At 41.4% G+C, this 17,194-nt stretch carries 15 protein-coding genes and 5 tRNA genes; 1 reads left to right on the forward strand and 19 read right to left on the reverse strand.

Translation table 11 applies throughout. The annotated features are described in order from the left end of the window. The first annotated feature begins 114 nt into the window (after positions 1-114). Positions 115-1,704, forward strand: a complete 1,590-nt coding sequence (locus tag ACZ41C_RS02445; protein WP_464564082.1) for a peptide chain release factor 3 — start codon at positions 115-117, stop codon at positions 1,702-1,704. A 26-nt stretch (positions 1,705-1,730) separates the two neighbouring features. Here the strand turns inward: ACZ41C_RS02445 and ACZ41C_RS02450 are convergent, their stop codons facing one another. The 19 genes from ACZ41C_RS02450 to rpsU all read right to left on the reverse strand — a co-directional run bounded on the left by ACZ41C_RS02450 (position 1,731) and on the right by rpsU (position 17,159). Beyond that, positions 1,731-2,045, reverse strand: a complete 315-nt coding sequence (locus ACZ41C_RS02450) for a DUF3467 domain-containing protein (protein WP_464564084.1) — start codon at positions 2,043-2,045, stop codon at positions 1,731-1,733. A 59-nt stretch (positions 2,046-2,104) separates the two neighbouring features. Beyond that, on the reverse strand, positions 2,105-6,403 hold the full coding sequence (rpoC, locus tag ACZ41C_RS02455) for a DNA-directed RNA polymerase subunit beta' (RefSeq protein WP_464564086.1): 4,299 nt from the start codon (positions 6,401-6,403) through the stop codon (positions 2,105-2,107). Positions 6,404-6,460: 57 nt separating this feature from the next. Continuing rightward, the gene (gene rpoB / locus ACZ41C_RS02460) at positions 6,461-10,270 is read right to left on the reverse strand and encodes a DNA-directed RNA polymerase subunit beta (RefSeq protein ID WP_138259565.1); all 3,810 of its coding nucleotides are present in this window, start codon (positions 10,268-10,270) and stop codon (positions 6,461-6,463) included. 132 nt (positions 10,271-10,402) lie between these two features. Next, positions 10,403-10,783, reverse strand: coding sequence for a 50S ribosomal protein L7/L12 (gene rplL, locus ACZ41C_RS02465; RefSeq protein ID WP_138259564.1), 381 nt, complete (start codon positions 10,781-10,783; stop codon positions 10,403-10,405). 50 nt (positions 10,784-10,833) lie between these two features. Further along, on the reverse strand, positions 10,834-11,349 hold the full coding sequence (gene rplJ, locus ACZ41C_RS02470; RefSeq protein ID WP_138259563.1) for a 50S ribosomal protein L10: 516 nt from the start codon (positions 11,347-11,349) through the stop codon (positions 10,834-10,836). A 25-nt stretch (positions 11,350-11,374) separates the two neighbouring features. After that, on the reverse strand, positions 11,375-12,064 hold the full coding sequence (gene rplA / locus ACZ41C_RS02475) for a 50S ribosomal protein L1 (protein ID WP_464564089.1): 690 nt from the start codon (positions 12,062-12,064) through the stop codon (positions 11,375-11,377). Between the two features lie 19 nt (positions 12,065-12,083). Beyond that, positions 12,084-12,521 carry a 50S ribosomal protein L11 gene (rplK, locus tag ACZ41C_RS02480; RefSeq protein WP_138259561.1) on the reverse strand — a complete coding sequence of 146 codons (438 nt, stop codon included), beginning with the start codon at positions 12,519-12,521 and terminating at the stop codon, positions 12,084-12,086. Positions 12,522-12,587: 66 nt separating this feature from the next. Next, complete coding sequence (gene nusG / locus ACZ41C_RS02485; RefSeq protein ID WP_138259560.1) at positions 12,588-13,139, reverse strand: transcription termination/antitermination protein NusG; 552 nt, start codon at positions 13,137-13,139, stop codon at positions 12,588-12,590. A 10-nt stretch (positions 13,140-13,149) separates the two neighbouring features. After that, on the reverse strand, positions 13,150-13,338 hold the full coding sequence (gene secE, locus ACZ41C_RS02490; RefSeq protein ID WP_138259559.1) for a preprotein translocase subunit SecE: 189 nt from the start codon (positions 13,336-13,338) through the stop codon (positions 13,150-13,152). A 127-nt stretch (positions 13,339-13,465) separates the two neighbouring features. Next, positions 13,466-13,538: transfer RNA gene (locus ACZ41C_RS02495), tRNA-Trp, on the reverse strand. Between the two features lie 107 nt (positions 13,539-13,645). Further along, complete coding sequence (gene tuf / locus ACZ41C_RS02500; RefSeq protein WP_138259558.1) at positions 13,646-14,833, reverse strand: elongation factor Tu; 1,188 nt, start codon at positions 14,831-14,833, stop codon at positions 13,646-13,648. Positions 14,834-14,888: 55 nt separating this feature from the next. Then, positions 14,889-14,960, reverse strand: a tRNA-Thr gene (locus ACZ41C_RS02505). 148 nt (positions 14,961-15,108) lie between these two features. Then, a tRNA-Gly gene (locus ACZ41C_RS02510) sits at positions 15,109-15,181 on the reverse strand. 46 nt (positions 15,182-15,227) lie between these two features. Further along, positions 15,228-15,309: transfer RNA gene (locus ACZ41C_RS02515), tRNA-Tyr, on the reverse strand. Beyond that, positions 15,272-15,442 carry a hypothetical protein gene (locus ACZ41C_RS02520; protein WP_464564093.1) on the reverse strand — a complete coding sequence of 57 codons (171 nt, stop codon included), beginning with the start codon at positions 15,440-15,442 and terminating at the stop codon, positions 15,272-15,274. The genes ACZ41C_RS02515 and ACZ41C_RS02520 overlap by 38 nt, the downstream gene beginning before the upstream one ends. 9 nt (positions 15,443-15,451) lie before the next feature. After that, positions 15,452-15,525: transfer RNA gene (locus ACZ41C_RS02525), tRNA-Thr, on the reverse strand. A gap of 102 nt (positions 15,526-15,627) precedes the next feature. Further along, entirely contained in the window at positions 15,628-15,930 is a 303-nt protein-coding gene (gene hpf, locus ACZ41C_RS02530) for a ribosome hibernation-promoting factor, HPF/YfiA family (RefSeq protein ID WP_138259557.1), read from the reverse strand. 53 nt (positions 15,931-15,983) lie between these two features. Continuing rightward, positions 15,984-16,877 carry a tyrosine-type recombinase/integrase gene (locus ACZ41C_RS02535; RefSeq protein ID WP_464564095.1) on the reverse strand — a complete coding sequence of 298 codons (894 nt, stop codon included), beginning with the start codon at positions 16,875-16,877 and terminating at the stop codon, positions 15,984-15,986. A gap of 87 nt (positions 16,878-16,964) precedes the next feature. Then, complete coding sequence (rpsU, locus tag ACZ41C_RS02540) at positions 16,965-17,159, reverse strand: 30S ribosomal protein S21 (RefSeq protein WP_138259555.1); 195 nt, start codon at positions 17,157-17,159, stop codon at positions 16,965-16,967. Between the last annotated feature and the right edge of the window lie 35 nt (positions 17,160-17,194).

The raw sequence follows: 17,194 nt of genomic DNA on the forward strand, positions 1-17,194 counted from the left end.
ATTAAGACACCTTTAACCTTTTTAAGGTCACAAAAATTCGCATTATTTTTTACTACAAATGCTATTGGCTCTTAGATATTTAAATTAGCTTATTTTTGCGCCAAATTTTAATGCATGAGCTTTAAGAAAGAGATAGAAAGAAGGAGGACATTTGGCATTATTTCGCATCCGGATGCGGGAAAAACTACCCTTACGGAAAAGTTGCTCCTTTTTGGAGGGGCCATTCAAGAAGCCGGCGCCGTAAAGAACAATAAAATAAAGAAAACTGCCACCAGTGACTTCATGGAAATTGAACGACAACGGGGTATTTCCGTGGCAACTTCTGTCTTGGCATTTATATACAAGGACAAAAAAATCAATATCCTGGATACCCCCGGTCATAAGGACTTTGCAGAGGACACATTTAGGACCCTAACCGCAGTGGACAGTGTAATCGTAGTAATCGATGTTGCCAAAGGTGTTGAGGAACAAACAGTTAAATTGGTAGAGGTTTGCCAAATGCGGAAAATTCCCATGTTGGTATTCATCAATAAGCTCGATAGGGAGGGACAAGATGCCTTTGACCTTTTGGATGAACTTGAGCAAAAACTAGGGCTTACAGTTACCCCTCTTAGTTTTCCCATTGGCATGGGATATGACTTTAAGGGCATTTACAATATTTACGAAAAGAACATCAATCTCTTTAGCGGCGATAGTAAAAAAAATATAGAAGAGACGATTGCCTTTGATGATATTGAAAGTCCTGAACTGGAAAAAATCATTGGAACCAAAGCGGCGGAGAACCTTAGAAGTAACCTAGAATTGGTATGGGGCGTATATCCGGATTTTGACAAAGATCTTTACCTAAAAGGGGAACAGCAACCGGTGTTTTTCGGTTCGGCCTTGAATAACTTTGGGGTGCGTGAATTGCTGGATTGTTTTATAGAAATCGCACCCTCGCCAAAATCAAAAATGGCGGAGGAACGTCTGGTGAATGCCGATGAAAAATCCTTGACAGGATTCGTTTTCAAGATTCATGCGAACATGGATCCCAAACACCGGGACCGATTGGCTTTTGTGAAGGTGGTATCCGGAACTTTTGAACGGAACAAACCCTACTTACACGTTAGACTGGATAAAAATCTGAAGTTTTCTAGTCCGAATGCTTTTTTTGCCGAAAAAAAGGAAATTGTGGATATCTCCTACCCAGGCGATATCGTGGGGCTCCATGACACCGGAAATTTTAAAATCGGGGATACCTTGACCGAAGGTGAAGTTCTCCACTATAAAGGCATCCCAAGCTTTTCTCCAGAACATTTTAGATATATCAATAATGCGGACCCAATGAAATCCAAACAACTAAATAAAGGTATAGACCAGTTGATGGATGAAGGCGTCGCACAGCTTTTCACTTTGGAGATAAACGGCCGTAAAGTTATTGGGACCGTAGGTGCCCTACAGTTTGAGGTCATTCAATATCGACTGGAGCATGAATATGGTGCCAAGTGTAGCTACGAAAATTTTCCGGTCTACAAGGCTTGTTGGATAGGCACGGAGAATAGGAAAAGTGAAGAGTTCAAGGAGTTTATCCGAGTAAAACAGAAGTTTTTGGCTAAGGACAAGCGAGGGCAATTGGTTTTCTTGGCAGATTCACAATTCTCGCTTCAGATGGCGCAGCAAAAATATCCCTCCGTAAAACTGTATTTTACTTCCGAGTTCGAATAAAAAAATCCACCAAAAGGTGGATTTTTTTATGCTTCTCCCGTGGGCCCAAAATTCATTGGTATTGCTGGCTGTTCGTAATCCCTAATGGTTCCGTGGGCCTTCTCAAAGCGCTGTACATTTTCATTGAGCGCCTTTAAGAACTTTTTGGCATGTTGTGGCGTCAAAATAATCCTACTTTTGACCTTGGCCTTTGGAGCACCCGGCATCATACTTATGAAATCTACAATAAATTCAGAAACAGAATGATTTATAATGGCCAAATTGGAATATGTCCCTTCGGCGGTCTTTTCATCCAGCTCTATATTGATTTGCTTTTGTTTTTGATTTTTAGTTTCACTCATACTTGTAAGTAAAAAAATAACAATTAAAAAAGCCCTCACATTAACGAGGGCTCTTAACTTTAAAATCTCAAGGCCTCTTTTCTGGCCATTATCTCATCATATTCTTCCTTAGATCCAACTATGATGTTCTCATAGTCCCTCATACCTGTACCTGCTGGTATTTTATGTCCTACAATTACATTTTCCTTCAATCCTTCTAAGGTGTCCACCTTACCACTCACAGCAGCTTCGTTTAGTACCTTGGTCGTTTCCTGGAAGGAAGCAGCGGATATAAACGATTTAGTCTGTAAGGAAGCACGGGTAATACCCTGCAAAATTGGCGTTGCGGTTGCCGCGATGGCATCCCTAGCCTCTACCAATGCCTTGTCTCCACGTTTTAAAATGGAATTCTCGTCACGTAGTTCGCGAAGCGTAACGATTTGACCTGGTTTAAGGTTTTCTGAATCACCGGCATCCATCACCACTTTCTTACCAAAAATCTCATCGTTCTCAATAATGAAATCATCTTTGTGAATCAATTGGTTTTCCAAGAAAATAGTATCTCCCGGATCTTCGATTCTTACCTTACGCATCATCTGCCGTACGACGACCTCAAAGTGTTTATCGTTGATTTTTACACCTTGCAAACGATATACCTCTTGTACCTCATTTACCAGGTATTGCTGTACTGCGGATGGTCCTTTGATAGCCAAGATATCCTCTGGTGTAATAGATCCATCGGATAATGGCATACCAGCTCTAACGTAGTCATTTTCCTGAACAAGAATCTGGTTAGAAAGTTTCACAAGATATTTTTTTATCTCGCCCAATTTTGATTCGATAATGATTTCTCGGTTACCCCTTTTTATCTTACCGAAAGAAACAACACCATCAATCTCGGAAACAACAGCCGGATTAGAAGGATTACGTGCCTCGAACAATTCGGTTACCCTTGGAAGACCACCGGTAATATCCCCAGCCTTGGCAGATTTACGTGGAATCTTAACCAAGATTTTACCTTCTTTTATCGTATCGCCATTGTCCACCATAATGTGCGAACCAACTGGTAAGTTATAGGAACGTAGCGTCTCTCCTTTAGTATCCTGAATAAGAAGCGTTGGAATCAACTTTTTGTTTCTGGATTCGGAAATTACCTTTTCTTGGAATCCTGTCTGTTCGTCAATCTCAACTTGGTAGGTAACACCTTGCTCTATGTTTTCGTATGCAATTTTTCCAGGGAATTCAGAAACGATAACGCCGTTGTATGGATCCCAAGAACAAATCAAATCGCCCTTTTGAACTTTACCGCCATCCTCAACAAAGAGTTGTGAACCATAAGGTATATTGTTCGTGCTCAAGGTAATTCCCGTTTTAGCATCTACTACCTTGATTTCAGTCGTTCTGGAAATTACGATATCTACAGGTTTACCTTCTGAATTTTCACCTTTTACGGTTCTCAAATCCTCAATCTCGGCGATACCCGCGAATCTAGCTTCCAACTTATTATCCTCAGAAATGTTTCCGGCGATACCACCTACGTGGAAAGTACGAAGCGTTAACTGCGTACCTGGTTCACCAATGGACTGTGCAGCGACAACCCCAACGGCCTCACCTCTTTGAACCATCTTATTCGTAGAAAGGTTCCTTCCATAACATTTGGCACATATACCTTGTTGCGCCTCACAAGTCAGTGCAGAACGAACCTCAATCGTTTCAATAGGTGAAGCTTCAATTTTCTTGACATCGGACTCCATGATTTCCTGACCGGCCTTCAATAACATCTCCTCAGAAATTGGGTCATACACATCGTGCAAGGATACACGACCAAGTATTCTTTCTCCCAAGGACTCCACTATTTCCTCGTTTTTCTTCAATGCCTGAACCTCTACACCTCGTAAGGTTTCACAATCCTCGATATTGATAATAACATCTTGGGAAACATCCACCAAACGACGCGTTAGATAACCGGCATCAGCTGTTTTAAGAGCCGTATCCGCAAGTCCCTTACGTGCACCGTGCGTAGAAATAAAGTATTCAAGAATTGAAAGACCTTCCTTAAAGTTGGAAAGAATCGGGTTTTCAATAATCTCTCCACCACCTGCAGTCGATTTCTTCGGCTTCGCCATCAATCCTCGCATACCTGTCAACTGACGAATCTGTTCCTTGGAACCCCTAGCTCCCGAATCAAGCATCATGTACACAGAGTTAAAGCCTTGCTGATCTTCCCTGATACGCTTCATGGCCAATTCGGTCAACATTGCGTTCGTGGACGTCCACACATCGATTACCTGATTGTAACGTTCGTTATTGGTTATAAGACCCATGTTATAGTTGGCCATAATACCATCAACCTGACCGTTGGCATCATTGATCATATCGTGCTTTTCTTCGGGGATAATGATATCCCCCAAGCTAAAGGACAATCCGCCTTTAAAAGCGAACTCGTATCCCATAGTCTTGATCTTGTCCAAAAAATCCGCAGTAGTTGGCACATCGGTAACGGAAAGAATGTCACCAATGATATCCCTTAGGGATTTCTTGTTCAATACCTTATTGATATAACCGGCAGCTTCGGGCACTTCCATGTTGAACAATACCCTTCCCACGGTAGTTGGAATAATCTGGTATACCAATTCTCCTGCTTCATTAAAATCCTTCGCCCTAACTTTAATACCGGCGTTCAACGCGACTTTTCCTTCGTTGAAAGCGATTTCCACTTCTTCTGCGGAATAGAAAGTCAAACCTTCACCTTTTACTGGAACTTCCGGCGTAGATTTACGCTCTTTGGTCATATAGTACAGACCCAAGACCATATCCTGGGAAGGTACCGTTATTGGCGAACCATTAGCAGGGTTCAAAATATTATGGGAAGCCAACATCAACAATTGTGCTTCCAAAATGGCCTCAGGACCCAACGGAAGGTGAACCGCCATCTGGTCACCATCAAAATCCGCGTTAAAGGCGGTACAAACCAATGGGTGCAGACGAATGGCCTTACCTTCAATCAATTTGGGCTGAAATGCCTGAATACCCAATCTGTGTAATGTAGGGGCACGGTTCAGCAATACCGGATGTCCTTTCAGGACATTTTCCAAAATATCCCAAACAACAGGCTCTTTCTTATCTATTATTTTCTTGGCGGACTTCACCGTTTTTACAATACCCCTTTCAATCAATTTCCTAATTACGAAAGGCTTGTATAGCTCGGCAGCCATATCTTTTGGAAGACCACATTCGAACAATTTCATTTCAGGTCCTACAACGATAACCGAACGTGCGGAGTAATCCACCCGCTTACCAAGAAGGTTTTGACGGAAACGACCTTGTTTACCCTTCAAAGAATCCGAAAGGGATTTTAAAGGTCTATTTGATTCCGTTTTAACCGCCGATGCTTTTCTTGTATTGTCAAAAAGAGAATCCACGGCTTCCTGAAGCATACGTTTCTCGTTTCTTAGAATAACTTCCGGTGCCTTTATCTCAACCAACCTCTTTAAACGATTGTTTCTGATAATAACCCTTCTGTAAAGGTCGTTCAAATCGGAAGTTGCGAAACGACCACCATCCAAAGGAACCAACGGTCTTAATTCTGGCGGAATAACCGGAATAACCTTCATGATCATCCACTCTGGAAGGTTCTCACGATTGTCCTGGGACTCCCTTAAGGCCTCAACAACTTGAAGTCTCTTTAGAGCCTCGGTTTTTCTTTGTTTGGAAGTCTCCGTATTTGCCTTGTGCCTCAATTCAAAAGATAGTTCCTTTAAATTGATTCTGCCCAAAAGATCTATCAAACATTCCGCACCCATCTTGGCGATAAACTTGTTTGGATCGGTATCCTCCAAGTACTGATTCTCTTGTGGAATTGACTCCAAAATGTTCAGATATTCCTCCTCAGTCAAGAAATCCATTTTTTGGATTTCCTCTCCCTCTGGACCTTTGGCGATACCAGGCTGAATTACTACATACCTTTCGTAGTAAATGATCATATCCAATTTCTTGGAAGGCAGCCCTAACAAGTACCCGATTTTATTCGGTAAGGAACGGAAATACCAAATATGTGCGACAGGAACCACTAAATTGATATGACCTACCCTATCCCTACGTACCTTTTTCTCGGTAACTTCAACACCACATCGGTCACAAACAATACCTCGGTAACGGATTCTCTTATACTTTCCACACGCACATTCGTAGTCCTTCACAGGTCCGAATATACGCTCACAGAACAATCCGTCACGTTCCGGTTTGTGGGTTCTATAATTGATTGTTTCAGGCTTTAAAACCTCACCTCTGGACTCTGCCAAAATTGCTTCGGGCGAAGCCAATCCGATTGAAATTTTATCAAACCTTTTTACTTGGTTATTATCTTTTAATCTAGCCATAATAGCGTACTGATAATGATTTTAAATGTGTTTAAAACAGCCTCTTAAAGACCATCGTTATTCTTCCAACCTGATATCCAAGCCTAATCCCTTAAGCTCGTGCATCAATACGTTGAAAGATTCTGGCAAACCAGGTTCCGGCATCGTCTCACCTTTTACGATGGATTCGTAGGTCTTGGCCCTTCCGATAACATCATCCGATTTAACGGTCAATATTTCACGTAAGGTTGCCGATGCACCGTATGCCTCCAAGGCCCAAACTTCCATCTCCCCAAAACGCTGACCACCAAACTGTGCTTTACCACCCAATGGCTGTTGCGTAATCAAAGAGTAAGGTCCTATGGAACGTGCATGCATCTTATCATCTACCATGTGACCTAATTTCAGCATGTAGATAACACCAACTGTTGCCGGCTGGTCAAAACGCTGCCCTGTACCACCATCATAAAGATGTGTATGTCCAAATCTAGGGATACCGGCCTCATCCGTATAGGCGTTGATTTCATCCAAGGATGCACCATCAAAAATTGGGGTAGCGAATTTTCTACCTAATTTCAATCCGGCCCAACCCAACACGGTTTCATATATCTGACCAATGTTCATACGGGAAGGTACACCTAACGGGTTCAATACAATATCAACCGGTGTTCCGTCCTCTAAGAAAGGCATATCCTCCTGACGCACGATTCTGGATACGATACCTTTGTTACCGTGACGGCCCGCCATTTTATCACCTACTTTAAGCTTACGTTTTTTGGCAATATAGACTTTGGCCAATTTCATAATACCCGCTGGTAGTTCATCCCCAACGGAAATCGTAAACTTATCCCTTCTCAAGTTTCCTTGAAGATCGTTCAACTTGATCTTATAGTTGTGAAGCAAATCGGCAACAGAATTGTTGGTATCCGTATCCGTAGTCCAGCTTCCGCTCACCAAGTGCGCGAAATCGTCCACGGAGTTCAACATCTTCATGGTATATTTCTTACCTTTTGGCAATACCTCCTCACCCAAATCATTCAATACACCTTGGGAAGTTTTTCCATTTACCAGGGTAAACAACTTCTCTACCAGAATGTCCTTTAATTCTTGGAATTTTACTTCGTATTCCAATTCCAATTTGGAAAGTTCCTCCTTGTCCTCTGAACGTTTTCTCTTATCCTTCACAGATCTTGAGAAAAGTTTTTTATCGATAACTACACCGCTTAAGGATGGTGAAGCCTTCAAAGAGGCATCTTTAACATCACCCGCCTTATCGCCAAATATGGCACGTAGCAATTTCTCCTCTGGAGTAGGATCGGATTCTCCTTTTGGCGTAATTTTACCGATAAGAATATCTCCTGGCTTTACTTCAGCTCCAATACGGATCATACCGTTTTCATCCAAATCCTTTGTGGCCTCTTCTGAGACGTTTGGAATATCATGGGTAAGTTCCTCTGCACCTAATTTAGTATCACGCACTTCCAAGGAATACTCGTCCACGTGGATGGACGTAAAAATATCCTCGCGTACCACTTTTTCGGAAATCACAATGGCATCCTCAAAGTTATATCCCTTCCAAGGCATGAATGCCACGGTAAGGTTTCTTCCCAAGGCCAATTCACCTTTTTCGGTGGCATATCCTTCGCATAATACTTGGCCTTTTTTGACCCTATCCCCTTTCTTTACGATGGGCTTCAGGTTAATACTAGTACCTTGGTTCGTTTTTCTGAACTTCACCAAGTAGTATGTTTTTTCATCCTCGTCAAAAGAAATCAATCTTTCTTCGTCCGTTCTATCGTACTTTATGGTGATTTTTTCAGCATCCACATATTCAATGGTACCATCACCTTCGGCATTGATCAATACCCTGGAATCTGATGCTACCTGTCTTTCCAGACCGGTACCAACAATGGGTGATTGAGGCTTTAGAAGGGGAACAGCCTGACGCATCATGTTTGAGCCCATCAAGGCACGGTTCGCATCATCATGCTCCAAGAACGGAATCAAGGATGCGGAAATGGATGCGATTTGGTTTGGTGCAACGTCCGTGTAGTGAATCTCTGCCGGATCTACTACTGGGAAGTCACCCTCCTCCCTTGCAATAACCTTATCCGTATCTATCTGTCCATTTTCCTTCAAAGGAATGTTTGCCTGGGCAATTTTCATTCCTTCCTCTTCCTCTGCACTTAAATAGGTGTAATTTTCCAAATCGACTTTGGAATCTTCTACCTTTCTGTAAGGTGTTTCCAAGAAGCCCATAGGGTTTACTTTGGCGAATACCGATAAAGAGGATATCAAACCAATGTTTGGACCTTCCGGGGTTTCGATAGGACATAAACGTCCGTAATGCGTGTAATGAACGTCACGAACCTCGAAGCCTGCCCTTTCCCTGGAAAGACCGCCTGGTCCAAGAGCCGATAACCTTCTTTTGTGCGTAATCTCCGCCAACGGATTCGTCTGGTCCATGAACTGCGATAACTGGTTGGTACCAAAGAAGGAGTTGATTACGGAAGATAAGGTCTTCGCATTGATCAAATCGATCGGTGTAAATACCTCATTGTCCCTTACGTTCATTCGCTCACGGATGGTCCTTGCCATACGGGCAAGACCTACACCAAATTGTTGCGACAATTGCTCACCCACGGTACGTACACGACGGTTTGAAAGGTGGTCGATGTCATCGATCTCCGCTTTGGAGTTGATCAGCTCGATCAAATATTTTATGATGGTAATGATATCCTCTTTGGTCAAGACCTGCTTGTCCATTCCAATATCAAGACCTAACTTCTTGTTCATTCTGTAACGACCCACCTCACCTAGGTTGTAACGTTGATCAGAGAAGAACAATTTGTCAATAATACCCCTTGCCGTTTCCTCATCGGGCGGCTCGGCGTTACGTAATTGTCTGTAAATATGCTCAACAGCCTCCTTTTCAGAGTTTGTTGGGTCCTTTTGTAAGGTATTGTGGATAATGGCATAATCCGACTGTGCATTGTTTTCTTTGTGCAAAAGAATGGTCTTCACATCAGCCTCCAAAATTTCGGCAATATGCTCTTTTTCCAAAACAGTATCACGGTCCAAAATGATTTCGTTCCTTTCAATGGAAACTACTTCACCCGTATCTTCATCCACAAAATCCTCGTGCCAAGTGTTCAAAACCCTTGCAGCGAGTTTACGACCCAATACTTTTTTAAGTCCGGCATTGGAAACCTTTACCTCTTCAGAAAGGTCAAAAATTTCCAAAATATCCTTATCCCTTTCAAAACCAATGGCCCTGAATAAGGTGGTAACCGGTAATTTTTTCTTTCTATCGATATAGGCGTACATAACACCATTGATATCGGTAGCAAATTCAATCCAAGAACCTTTGAAAGGAATTACCCTGGCAGAATACAATTTTGTTCCGTTGGCGTGAAAAGATTGCCCAAAGAATACACCAGGAGAACGGTGCAACTGTGATACAACAACTCTTTCCGCTCCATTTATAACAAAAGTACCACTAGGTGTCATGTAAGGAATGGTCCCCAGATAAACATCCTGTACTATAGTTTCAAAATCTTCGTGTTCAGGATCGGTACAATACAATTTCAACCTTGCCTTTAAGGGAACACTATAAGTAAGTCCACGCTCGATACATTCTTGGATGGAATATCTTGGCGGGTCAATAAAATAATCTAAAAATTCCAGTACGAACTGATTACGGGTATCAGTGATAGGAAAGTTTTCCATGAAGGTATTGTACAATCCCTCATCACCTCTCTGGTCAGATTTGGTTTCAAGTTGAAAAAAATCTTGAAAGGATTTAATCTGAATGTCCAAGAAATCCGGATATTGCGGAGTATTCTTAGCGGATGCAAAATTTATTCTTTCAGTCTGATTTGTGAACATCTACGGACAGTGTTTTGATCGTGAGTACTATTTGGGTGGTATACCCCTTGATATACCTAATTCTATAAAAAGGCTTAGGTCTAACCGCAAAAAGCGAAAAGACCTAAACCAAAAGTAATATGGTTAAAGCTATTATTTAAGCTCAACTTCCGCTCCTGCTTCTTCCAATGATTTTTTGATACCTTCCGCTTCGTCTTTAGCGATACCTTCCTTAACAGCTTTTGGTGCGCTATCAACGATATCCTTAGCGTCTTTCAAGCCAAGTCCGGTCAATTCCTTAACCAATTTAACTACAGCTAGTTTGGAAGCACCTGCTGATTTCAAAATTACATCGAATTCTGATTTTTCCTCAGCGGCCTCACCAGCTTCAGCGGCACCACCACCAGCAGCAACAGCTACTGCAGCAGCAGCGGGCTCAATACCGTATTCTTCTTTTAATATATTGGCTAGTTCGTTTACTTCCTTAACAGTAAGGTTAACCAATTGTTCTGCGAAATCTTTTAAATCTGCCATTTTCTATCGTTTAATAAAATTTTAAAATATACTTAGTTTTTAGTGCGTACTTATTTTTCTGATAATGTCTTAAGGATACCGGCAAGTTTTCCACCGCCAGATTTAAGTCCGGAAATAACGTTTTTCGCTGGAGATTGTAACAATCCAATTACTTCTCCAATCATTTCCTCTTTAGACTTAATGCTTACTAAAGCATCCAAAGTTTCATCACCCACATAAATTGCTTCCTCAACAAAAGCACCTTTCAATAAAGGTTTATTGGATTTTTTCCTGAAATTCTTAATAAGTTTTGCCGGAGCATTACCTACTTCAGAGAACATTAAAGAGGTATTACCCTTTAATACTTCTGGAAGCTCACCAAATTCCTTTTCGGAAGCTTGCATTGCTTTCGCAAGCAATGTATTCTTAACTACTGCCAGTTTGATATTTGCCTTGAAACAAGCTCTCCTCAAATCGGAAGTTGCTCCAGCGTCCATTCCGGAAATATCCGCTAGATATATTATGGAATTTTCACCCAACTGCGTAGTTAAATCCTGTATAACCGTTGCTTTTTCTTCTCTTGTCATAATTGATATTTTTAACCAGCAGTGCTTAAACTGACTTTGGGTCTAATTGAACACTTGGGCTCATGGTGCTGGACAAGAAAATACTTTTCATGTAAACACCTTTAGCAGCGGTTGGTTTCATCTTGTTCAAGGTTTCCAACAACTCCTTTGCATTTCCTGCAATCTTATCTGGAGAGAAAGAAACTTTCCCAATTGCAGCATGTACGATACCAGTTTTGTCAACCTTAAAGTCGATTTTACCCGCTTTAACCTCAGATACGGCTTTGGCAATATCCATAGTCACAGTACCTGTTTTTGGATTGGGCATTAAACCTCTTGGTCCAAGAACACGTCCTAAAGGTCCAAGTTTTCCCATAACGCTTGGCATAGTGATGATAACATCAACATCTGTCCAACCATTTTTTATTCTATCCAAATATTCGTCCAATCCAACATAGTCAGCACCTGCTTCTTTAGCTTCGGCTTCCTTGTCAGGAGTAACCAAAGCCAATACTTTTACATCTTTACCGGTTCCATGGGGAAGTGTAACCACCCCTCGTACCATTTGATTCGCCTTACGTGGATCTACACCCAAGCGCACGGCTATATCAACAGATGCGTCAAACTTAGTGCTTGTTATTTCTTTTACTAAAGCAGAAGCCTCTTCCAAGGAATAAAGTTTATCCTTTTCTATTTTAGAGTGCGCTTCCTTTTGCTTCTTTGTCAACTTTGCCATTTAATTGCTTTTAAAGATTTTAAAAAGGTCTTTTACCTGCAACCTTCATACCCATGGAACGAGCGGTACCAGCAATCATACTCATTGCTGATTCGATCGTAAATGCGTTAAGGTCTGCCATCTTATCCTCGGCGATTGCCTTGATTTGATCCCAGGTTACACTACCCAATTTTACTCTGTTAGGTTCGCCAGATCCCTTTTTAATCTTAGCCGCTTCCAATAGCTGAACTGCCGCTGGTGGTGTTTTAACGACAAAGTCGAAAGACTTGTCCTTATAAACGGTGATAACAACAGGTAATACCTTACCTTGTTTGTCCTGGGTCCGGGCATTGAACTGCTTACAGAACTCCATGATGTTAACACCGGCAGCACCTAAGGCGGGTCCAACCGGTGGCGATGGATTCGCTGCACCTCCCCTAACTTGTAGTTTAACTACTTTACCTACTTCTTTTGCCATTGTTTAAAATTAAATTGAAAGTGTGTTAATGGAAGCAACACTACTTTTAAATATGTAACAATTATCTTAAATCTTTTCTACTTGCATATAGCTCAATTCCAATGGTGTCTTTCTTCCGAAAATCTTCACCATAACTTCAAGCTTACGCTTTTCCTCGTTAATTTTTTCTACGGTACCGTTAAACCCATTAAATGGCCCATCGATAACCTTTACAGTCTCACCAAAAACGAATGGTATGGCCACACTGTCCGTATTCACGGTCAATTCATCAACCTTACCAAGCATCCTATTGACTTCAGACTTTCTAAGAGGAACAGGGTCACCGCCTTTAGTTTCACCTAAAAAACCAATTACATTGGTTATGGAACGGATTATATGGACCATTTCACCTCCTAAATTGGCCTTAACCATTATATAACCAGGAAAATAAACCCTTTCCTTGTTAATTTTCTTTCCATTTCTAATTTGAATCACCTTTTCGGTTGGAACAAGAACCTCCTCCAGATAATCCGAAAAACCATGGCGCTCTACCTCACTCTCGATGTAGCCCTTAATTTTGTTTTCCTGACCACTTACAGCCCTAACTACGTACCATTTCTTTTCCAATACTTCTGACATAGAGCTCAAATTAGTTTAATACATAATCAAAATACAGCTGAACGACTTTACTAAAGACCGTATCCACACCCCAAGTTGCCAAAGCGAACAATATGGAAAAAACAGCAACCACTACCATAAGGTTAGAGGCTTCCGCCCTAGAAGGAAGGGTAACATTATTCCTCAATTCTTCAACGGATTCTTTTATGTATGTAAGCATTTCTACTGTATTAGATTTCAAAAATTAGGATTTGTTTACACGACCAACTTCTTAAAACACGGAAAGGAAAATTGCCCTCAACTTCGCTCAGGCAAAACGTCACTTATCCTGATTTTTCTTTGTTCAGCACGGGAGGAGAGACTCGAACTCCCGACACCTGGTTTTGGAGACCAGTGCTCTACCAACTGAGCTACACCCGTATTTGCGTACCACCAAAACTTTGGATGACACGCCTTTATATTTACATTTAAAGGTATCCGTCAATAGACGGACACCCTTAAAATATATAGTACCTTAAAATATTGGATTAATCCAAAATCTTAGTTACCTGACCAGCACCTACTGTTCTACCTCCTTCACGGATAGCGAAGCGTAGACCTACGCTAAGAGCGATGGGCTGAATCAAATCAACAGTAATTGTAAGGTTATCACCAGGCATTACCATTTCTACTCCCGAAGGAAGGGAAATGTTACCGGTAACGTCAGTAGTTCTTACATAGAACTGTGGACGGTAGTTATTATGGAATGGCGTGTGACGTCCACCTTCTTCTTTTTTCAAAATATAGACTTCAGCCTCGAATTTAGCATGTGGCTTAACAGAACCTGGCTTACAGATAACCATACCTCTTTTGATATCTGACTTCTCAATACCTCTCAACAAGATACCAACGTTATCACCAGCTTCACCTCTATCCAAAATCTTACGGAACATCTCAACCCCAGTAATGGTAGAGGACAATTTCTCAGCTCCCATACCAATGATGTCAACAGCATCACCAGTGTTGGCAACACCTGTTTCAATCCTACCGGTTGCCACAGTACCACGACCAGTGATCGTAAATACGTCTTCAACAGGCATCAAGAAAGGTTTATCCACATCCCTAGTAGGCAATTCGATCCACTCATCAACAGCATCCATCAAAGCCATAACGGTATCAACCCATTTTTGCTCACCGTTCAAAGCACCTAGGGCAGAACCAGAAATTACAGGTCCATTATCACCATCGTACTCGTAGAAAGAAAGCAATTCCCTAACTTCCATTTCAACCAACTCCAATAATTCCTCATCGTCAACCATGTCAACCTTGTTCAAGAAAACAACGATTCTAGGAATACCTACCTGACGACCTAATAGGATGTGCTCACGAGTTTGTGGCATAGGACCATCCGTAGCGGCAACCACCAAAATAGCACCATCCATCTGGGCGGCACCAGTAACCATGTTCTTCACGTAATCCGCGTGACCAGGACAGTCAACGTGCGCATAGTGACGGTTAGCTGTTTGATACTCTACGTGCGATGTATTGATTGTGATACCTCTTTCTTTTTCCTCTGGAGCGTTGTCGATAGAATCGAAACTTCTCTTTTCAGAAAGACCTGCGTTAGACAGAACTTCTGTGATAGCAGCAGTCAATGTAGTTTTACCGTGATCCACGTGTCCAATAGTACCAATATTTAAGTGCGGTTTGGAACGATCGAAAGTTTCCTTTGCCATGTTTATTGAATTTTAATCTTAGTTTATATTAGTGTACAAATTTATACCTTAATTGAGCCAATGACGAGATTTGAACTCGTGACCTCTTCCTTACCAAGGAAACGCTCTACCCCTGAGCTACACCGGCGTAAAGTGTCGAATCTACCTAAATGGTAAATTCCTGCCTTCGCAGGAATGACTATAAAGTCAAGAAAACAGGGCCAGGACAAAATTCCGTCCCAACATAACCCTGTATAAACTTAAGACCTATTAAAAAGGGCTTCCAGTTTATTTTGAGCGGGAGACCGGGTTCGAACCGGCGACATTCAGCTTGGAAGGCTGACGCTCTACCAACTGAGCTACTCCCGCTTGTTTAATTTCAAAATTTCAATTTAATACCGATGCTAAAGCTATGTGGGGAGAGCAGGATTCGAACCTGCGAAGACATAGTCAGCAGATTTACAGTCTGCCCTCGTTGGCCGCTTGAGTATCTCCCCGCCTTATCAGTATTTTAAGAACTTTGGAGCCGATGGAGGGACTTCCTTCGACTTCGCCCAGGATAAACTTCTCGCCCCAACAAACAAAAGCATTTTTTAATCGCTTTTTGGTTGCATCCTGATGCTTTTTCACTATTTCAAGAGCCGATGGAGGGACTCGAACCCACGACCTGCTGATTACAAATCAGCTGCTCTAGCCAGCTGAGCTACATCGGCACTTTTAATGCTTTTTTCGGCACAAAAAAGTCCGCTATTTCTAACGGACTGCAAATGTATAGATTTATTTGTTTTTTCAAAATAAATTTCGAAAAATTTTAATCAAGCATGTGCCCTTAATTTTTGCTTGTTCTTGATCAATTTACGCTCCAAGGAATTACATGCAGTATCTACCGCTTCCTCAAAGGATTTGCACTGCTTTTTTACTACGAAATGGTTCTTTGGAACATTTAACTTAATTTCCACAATCTTGTTCTCTTTGGAACTGGTATTCTCCACCTTTAAATAAACATCGGAACTTATGACCTTATCATAAAACGTCTCCAACTTATCCAAACGGGTTTGCAGAAAATTTATCAGTTTAATATCTGCATTAAAATTCACGGATTGTGCGTTTACTTTCATAAGCTAAAAAATTTGAACGCCCCTTTATCTAGACCAGGGACCGGATTTAACAATCATTTGTTTTTCCCTCTAGGGTGGGAAGAAGCATGTATTCTTTTGAGTTCCGCTATGCTGTTATGCGTGTAAACCTGAGTTGAGGCCAAACTTGCATGCCCCAGTAATTCCTTCACCGAATTTAAATCGGCTCCCTTATTCAATAGATGGGTTGCAAAGGTATGCCTAAGAACATGAGGGCTTTTTTTAACCTTAGCGGAAACCTTTCTAAAATACTTATTTATAATTCTATAAACAAGGGTTTCATATATTTTATTGCCCTTATTGGTCAAGAATAGATAGTCGGTATTTTTAGCTTCGGCGATTGTGTTTCGTTCAGCTAGATAATCGTCAATAAAACGTATCGTCTCCGGTAATAGGGGAATGATCCGTTCCTTGTTTCTTTTTCCCAAAACCTTTACTGTTTTCTCCCCAAGATCTATATCCTTTACTTTAATATTTACCAATTCTGCCCTTCGGATACCCGTAGTATAAAGAATATGGATAATGAGCTGATCCCGCAAACCGTCAAAATCCTTGGAATACGGAATTTCGTTCAAAACTTGTTGCATCTCATTTTCAGAAAAAGGCGTCTCCAATTTTTTAGGGGTTTTCAAGGCCTTGTGCTTCAAAAGAGGACTCACCTGTAGTATGTCAATCTTTTGAAGGAATTTATAATAAGCTTTTAAAGAAGCAACTTTTCGATTGATCGTACGGTTTGAAATGCCGATATCGGACATGGACACGATCCAACTCCTTATTATGGTATAGGCGACATCATCGATATCCCCAATGGAATATTCCGATTCACAAAAATCCCGAAATTCAATAAGATCGGTTCCGTAGGCCTGTACCGTATGAACGGAATACTTTTTTTCCAGGGCGAGATAGTCCGTGAATTGATTTAAGTGCATATACCAAAGTTAGGAATTACCGAGAAGAAAACGTCAAAAACAAAAAATCCCGCAAAGTGCGGGATTTAATGCTGTATGTATAAAAGTCTAAATTTCCTCTTGGTCCCTTAGACTTTGAATATACTGTGCTTTCTGTATTTGGGCTCTGCGCTCTACGGAAGGCTTGGTAAACTGCTGACGTTTTCTCAACTGCCTCATTGTACCTGTCTTGTCAAACTTTCTTTTGAAACGTTTTAAAGCTCTATCTATGTTTTCTCCTTCTTTAACTGGTATTATTAACATGGGCTACAACCTCCTTTCTTTTGTGATTAAGGCCG

The sequence above is a fragment of the Maribacter sp. C-4077 genome (genome assembly GCF_055378385.1).